Source organism: Porticoccus sp., assembly GCF_965660005.1.
Taxonomy (GTDB): domain Bacteria; phylum Pseudomonadota; class Gammaproteobacteria; order Pseudomonadales; family Porticoccaceae; genus Porticoccus.
The window spans coordinates 1-6,308 of record NZ_CBFHYF010000066.1 but is presented as its reverse complement, the minus strand read 5'-3'; the positions used below and the strand labels follow the sequence as shown (position 1 = coordinate 6,308).

Here is a 6,308-nt window from a genome sequence, read left to right as displayed (position 1 = left end):
CAGATTGAAAAGACGTACTATCACTTGAACGATGAAATACGTCTGACTAACGCTGTGGCTGATTACAGACGTAAAGAAGATGGCACTATTGAAGTGCTCAAATAACGGAGGTAGCACGTGAAAAAAGCGACACGTCAATTACTTAATTATTTGCGGCAAGCAAATCCAAAAGCCTTTTTTGTAAACGTCAAGCCGTTAGCCTTTGATGCAGCTAAGGAAAATCAATGCTTTGAGAATGTGATGCGTTTTCTTGATGAAAACGAGGAATGGGTATTACGAAGTGGGTGGCTTGTAGGAGATTACTTTGGCACTAATGGTACAGCAATTGCGGCGCATACTGCCGTCCAAACAAGCCATGGCGCTCGTGTTGAATCGCGCACCGAGGGCAGCGACCACCGCCAGACAGGCGGAGGCCCTGGCCAGTCAGCTGAAGCTTCCGGTCATCGGCAGCTTGCGCAATTCCAGCAATTACCTCAACGCCGCCAGCCAGGGGCTTGGCATGATCGAAATGCACGGGGCCCACTATAAAAGTGATCAAGGAGATATCGCGCGCATTGCCCAATGGTGTACTGGCAAAACACCGGAGAAGTCTGTCCGACAGTTCAGGCATATTAGCCCGGAGAGCATTGCGCTGGCCTGCAGTGCTTGAAATGCCATGCTGCGTATGGGCTTCAGCCGGGACGCAATGAGAGCGCCAGCTGGTACAGGGTATTTTTCTGACCACCGGTAATTCTGGCCGCCAGAGCTGCGGCCTGCTTCAGGGGCAGGTCGTCAAGCAACACTTTCAATACTCTCAACTGCTCGGCATCGGACGCGCTGACAGCATCGCTGTTTCCTCTGATCATCACCACCATTTCACCTTTTTGCTGGTTGCTGTCCGCGCTCACCTGCTGCAATATTTCCATCAGGGTACCGGCCAGGAATGTCTCAAACGTTTTGGTAATCTCCCTGGCTAATACCGCTTCACGCTGATCGCCGAATGTGGCAATCATATCGGTCAGCGTATCGAGTATGCGGTGGGGGGACTCATAAAAGATCAATGTCCGGGCTGACCCGGCAAGGGATGCAAACTTTTTCAGCCTGGCAGCCGTTTTGGGAGGAGGGAAACCCTCAAAACCGAACCGGTCGCTGGGCAGGCCGGAGGCACTCAGTGCAGCAATAGCGGCGCAGGCACCGGGAATTGGCGTTACCCTGATGCCCCGCTGGCGGACCTCTCTGACCAAACGGTAGCCGGGATCGGAAATCAGGGGCGTCCCCGCATCCGAGATGAGCGCCACCGTCTTTCCCTGCTCCAGCATATCGACCAGCCGCGCCATCTGTCGCTCATCGCTATGGTCATGATAGGCGACCAGCGGTGTATCGATACCGAGATGTTTCAGCAATCTGCCACTGTGACGGGTATCCTCTGCAGCAATGAGATCAACCGCATGGAGAACCTCAACGGCTCGGGGTACCATATCACCCAGATTACCGATGGGCGTGGCCACCACATACAATTGACCCGGCATAAGAAATGACACCTATGTTCACATTCAGAATGACAGCGACTCTGTTGCTGGGGCTGGTTTTAGCACTCGGCGGCTGCGCGCAATCGGGCCGCGATGCACAGCAAACTGGCCCGGTTATTCCACCGAGTCCCGCAGAACGGGCTGAACAGGCGCTCTCACTCGCGGCCGACAGCATAGCACCGCAAAGACAACTCCACCAACTGGATGCTGCCGAGTTTCTGGTGCTCGCCGGGGATAAAAAACGGGCGCTACAGGTGCTGTCATCCATTGATCAGAAGCTGTTGTCAGGACAGCATTTCGTTGACTTTCGTCTGTTATTTGCAGAACTGGCTATTGTCGAGGAGCGCTTCTTTCTCGCCAGGGATCTGCTGACAGATCAAAAAATCGTGGCCAGTATTGATCAGCTGGGGACAAGCTACCGGATCAGGTGGCTGAAACTGCGCGGCGAGCTGTTTTCCTTATTGGGAGAAGATGAGCAGAGCATTCACGTCTATGCAGCACTCTCCAGCCTGGTGACGTCAGCGGCCGAAAAGACGGAAACTTCCGGCGCTTTGTGGCGGCTGCTGACTCATATTTCACAGGAGCACCTTGCGGCACTGCAGGCGGGCGAATCCGACCCGCTGCTTCAGGGCTGGTACTCACTTGCCAGCCGGGTTCGGAAAAGTCAGGGCGATGTGGACAACCAGCTCAGCCAGATAGCCCGTTGGCGGGCTGACTGGCCCGATCACCCTGCCGCCCTGAATCCACCGCCATCACTCAAGGCATTGCAGGAAATTGCGGATAACCTGCCTGAACAGATTGCCGTGCTGCTGCCACTGGAGGGCTCACTCGCGCAGGCGGGCAGAGCTATTCGCGACGGCATCCTGTCGGTTTGGTATAACGTCAGGGAAACTCGCGGCAAGACACCATCAATACGCTTTTACGATACTTCATCCTACAGCGAGATCGGACCACTTTATCAGCAGGCCATCAATGAAGGGGCCAAACTGGTAATGGGTCCAGTACAGCGTGAAAAGGTTGAACAACTGCTTGCTCTTCCCGAGCTGCCGGTACCGACGGTGGCGCTCAATTACCTGGATACACCCCAGACCCGGCGCCCCCAGAATTTTTTTCAATTTGGCCTCTCCAGCACGGCCGAAGCCCGTCAGGTCGCCGACCGGGCATGGCTCGAAGGGCACAGATTTTCGCTTACCATCACACCGGACACCAGCGCGGGAATACGTGCATTGGCAGCCTTCAAGGAACGCTGGATCGAACGGGGTGGCAAACTGGTCGAGTCAACCCCTTACAAGGCTTCACAGAACGATTTTATCCCCCTGCTGAAACCCGACCTTCATATTGAACAAAGTATTGAACGCAACAACCGGTTACAGCGCTTACTTGGAAAAAAGCTGGCCCATACGCCAAGGTGTCGCCAGGATCTGGACATGGTCTTTCTGATCGCCTCACCCGCTCATACAAGACAAATCAAGCCAACACTGGACTTTCTCTTCGCCAGTGATCTACAAGTTTATGGCACATCCCAGCTTTTTACCGGCATTCAGGATCCCCGGCAGAACCGCGATCTGGACGGGGTTCGTTTCAGCGCCATGCCCTGGACTCTCCCCGGTTACAGTGCTGACTCAATGCAGCCTACGGCAGATCTGGCACCCCTCTATCGACATATGTTTGCACTGGGTATTGATGCCTATCACCTGCACCAGTGGCTGGGTCAGATGTTGTTGTTATCCAACACCCGACTGCCCGGCAGTACCGGTATGTTATATCTGACACCACCGGATACCATTGAGCGGGACCAACCCTGGGGGGTCTTTAAAAATGGCGTAGTGGTTCCGGCCATACAATTGCAGAAAAAAATTGTTGATGAGGAACAGCAGGTCTCACCCTGACGCTCAACGGCTGGATGATTGTGAAGTTTGCGTATAACGAGCGTCTGAATTGGGCACAGTAGGGATATCACAGCAAAAAAGGATTTTTGATGACGAAAAGGAGATCATCGACAACGCCGAATCAGAGCGGTGCAGCTGCCGAACAATGGGCCAGATCCTTTCTGGAAGCACGGGGATTGGTGACCATCAATCAGAATTACTGCACCACAAAGGGAGAGATCGACCTGATCATGCGCGAGGGTCACACTCTGGTTTTTGTCGAAGTTCGCCTCCGCAATCATACGGGTTTTGGTGGCGCAGCCTACAGCATTGATCACAGAAAGCGGCAACGAATCATGGCTGCGGCCAGACACTTTTTACAAGCCACCCAAAACTGGGACAAGGTAGCCTGCCGATTTGATGTTGTGTGTCTGAGGAAAGACATCAGTAATAACACGCCGTATCAGGTAGAATGGCTGCCAAATGCCTTTGACCACTAACCCGACAAACCCCAAAGATCATGATGGAATCCAGTGTTATTGAGCTATTTCACGAAAGCATTGAAGCAAAAATGGCTTGCGGTGAAACACTGGCTCCACTGATTGCCCAAGCCAGCACAATGGCTGTTCAGCGGTTACTCCAGGGACAGAAAGTGCTCTGTTGTGGCAATGGCCTTTCCGCCTCCTTGTCAAATATTTTTTCCCAATCGCTACTGCTGCAATATAAACTTGAACGGCCCGGTTTACCGGTCATCAGTCTGAACAGCAACAGTTCCACCATTACCGCCATCGGCCATTATCACAGTGTCAGTGAAATTTTTAGCCGGCAATTGAAAACCCTGGGGCAAGCAGATGATGTACTGGTTGTCTTCAGCCTCGGCACCAATCCGAGCAATCTGATTCAGGCGATTCACACCGCCCACGACCGGGGCATAGCTGTGATTGGTTTTACTGGCGCAGGTGATGTTGACCTCTCGGCATTGTTGAGTGGTGACGATATTGAGATTCGTGTTGATCACCACGATCGACATCGCATCAGCGAAATTCATTTATTGAGCCTGTTCTGCCTTTGTGAACTTATTGATCAACAACTGTTTGGAGGAAACCCTTGATGTTGCCACGTCTGGCACCTCTGCTACTTGCGGGCATGCTTATCCTGTCGGGCTGCACCAGTATTATTCATGCAACCACCGACGAGCCGATCAAGCCGGATCCTTCGTCTACCTCGCTGGGCACTGACATTGATGACTGGCAGATGGAGACGTTGATAGGCGTGAATATCAAGAAGGCCCACGCGGACCTTGAAAGAGCCCACATAAATATTACGGCCTACAATAGCGTAATTCTGTTAACTGGCGAGGTGGCTTCCGGCGACCTGCGAACCCTGGCGGGGGATACCGCCAGGAAATTTCGTGGTGCTCGTCAGGTGCACAATGAACTGCAGGTGCGCACACCCACCTCCCTCATCTCGAGAAGTAATGACACCTGGCTAACCACCAAGGTCAAAGCCAAGCTGATTGCCGAAAAAAATCTGCAATCATCGAGTATAAAGGTCATCACCGAGAACAGCGTAATCTATCTGATGGGGCTGGTGACACACAGCACCGCAGACCAGGCGGCCCTCATAGCCAGTAAAACCCGCGGCGCTCAGCGGGTGGTCAAGGTTTTTGAATATCTCGATTAATAGCGCCGTTGGCAATAAAAAAACCGGCCCTGCGATTCGCAGGGCCGGTTTTTTTATTGCCAGAATAATATCTAAATCAGCTCAACGGCTATCGCGGTAGCCTCGCCACCACCGATACAGATACCGGCCACACCGTTGCGTTTGCCGTAGGTTTTCAGGGCACCCAGCAGGGTCACAATAATACGGGCACCCGAGGCCCCTATGGGATGACCAAGCGCACAGGCACCACCGTGAATATTGACTTTTTCATGGGGTAGATCCAGCTCTTTCATGGCCGCCATGGTGACACAGGCAAAGGCTTCGTTAATTTCAAACAGGTCCACCTCGTCCTTGGTCCAGGCCACTTTTGCCAGCAGTTTATTGATGGCACCGACCGGCGCAGTAGTAAACCACTCGGGTTCCTGTGAGTGGGTGCTGTGGGAATGAATGATTGCCAACGGCTTCATACCCAGTTTTTCTGCGACGGAAAGGCGGGTCAACACCAGAGCCGCAGCGCCATCACTGATCGAGCTGGCGTTGGCGGCCGTCACGGTACCATCTTTGATGAACGCCGGACGCATTTGCGATATTTTATCGACGACCGATTTGCCCGGCTGCTCATCGACCGAGTAAACCACCTCGCCCTTGCGGGTTTTAACCGTTACAGGTGCGATTTCATCCTCGAACCTGCCTTCCTTGATGGCCTGTTGAGCCCGTTCCAGTGAAGTCACTGCAAATGTGTCCTGCTCTTCTCTGGTAAAACCAAATTTGCTGACACATTTTTCGGCGAAAATTCCCATTGCCTCGCCGTTATAGGCGTCCTCAAGACCATCCATGGTCATATGGTCAAATATTTTCGCATCACCAAAGCGATAACCACTGCGGCCCTGGGTCATCAGGTATGGCGCATTGGTCATGCTCTCCATACCGCCGGCGACGGCTACATCTACATTGCCCAACGTCAGACTATCGTACGCATTCATCACGGCTTTCATGCCGGATCCGCAAACCTTGTTGAGCGTGGTGGCCCCCACACTCGGCGGCAATCCTGCGCCGAGAGCCGCCTGGCGGGCCGGGGCCTGTCTAAGGCCGGCTGTCAGACAACAGCCCATGTCAACAGAACCAACCAGCTCAGCTGCAACGCCTGCACGCTCAATGGCGGCTTTGATAGCCACAGCACCCAGCTCTGTCGAGGGAACACCGGTAAACTGCCCTTGCATGCTACCGATAGGCGTTCTTGCCATACCGGCAATGACAATTGGATCTGACA

General features: G+C 53.5%; 7 protein-coding genes. 5 read left to right on the top strand and 2 right to left on the bottom strand.

The genetic code is table 11. The features are described 5' to 3' along the window. Positions 1–304 precede the first annotated feature (304 nt). Positions 305–649 (top strand): hypothetical protein, encoded by a 345-nt coding sequence (locus ACTF5G_RS09770; RefSeq protein ID WP_438952620.1) that lies wholly within the window; start codon positions 305–307, stop codon positions 647–649. Positions 650–671: 22 nt separating this feature from the next. Here ACTF5G_RS09770 and rsmI read toward each other — a convergent pair whose 3' ends face one another. Further along, positions 672–1,508 (bottom strand): 16S rRNA (cytidine(1402)-2'-O)-methyltransferase, encoded by an 837-nt coding sequence (gene rsmI / locus ACTF5G_RS09765; protein WP_438952619.1) that lies wholly within the window; start codon positions 1,506–1,508, stop codon positions 672–674. Between the two features lie 5 nt (positions 1,509–1,513). Between rsmI and ACTF5G_RS09760 the strand changes: the two genes are divergently transcribed. The 4 genes from ACTF5G_RS09760 to ACTF5G_RS09745 all read left to right on the top strand — a co-directional run bounded on the left by ACTF5G_RS09760 (position 1,514) and on the right by ACTF5G_RS09745 (position 5,059). Then, positions 1,514–3,397 (top strand): penicillin-binding protein activator, encoded by a 1,884-nt coding sequence (locus tag ACTF5G_RS09760; RefSeq protein WP_438952618.1) that lies wholly within the window; start codon positions 1,514–1,516, stop codon positions 3,395–3,397. An 89-nt stretch (positions 3,398–3,486) separates the two neighbouring features. Continuing rightward, entirely contained in the window at positions 3,487–3,876 is a 390-nt protein-coding gene (locus tag ACTF5G_RS09755) for a YraN family protein (protein WP_438952617.1), read from the top strand. A gap of 20 nt (positions 3,877–3,896) precedes the next feature. Further along, positions 3,897–4,487, top strand: a complete 591-nt coding sequence (locus tag ACTF5G_RS09750) for a D-sedoheptulose-7-phosphate isomerase (RefSeq protein WP_438952616.1) — start codon at positions 3,897–3,899, stop codon at positions 4,485–4,487. Next, positions 4,487–5,059 (top strand): BON domain-containing protein, encoded by a 573-nt coding sequence (locus ACTF5G_RS09745; RefSeq protein WP_438952615.1) that lies wholly within the window; start codon positions 4,487–4,489, stop codon positions 5,057–5,059. Before ACTF5G_RS09750 ends, ACTF5G_RS09745 begins: the two co-directional genes overlap by 1 nt. A 71-nt stretch (positions 5,060–5,130) precedes the next feature. On the opposite strand, the gene ACTF5G_RS09740 is transcribed toward ACTF5G_RS09745, so the two are convergent. Beyond that, positions 5,131–6,308 (bottom strand): acetyl-CoA C-acyltransferase (locus ACTF5G_RS09740; protein ID WP_438952614.1); only part of this gene is annotated, 1,178 nt, incomplete at its 5' end.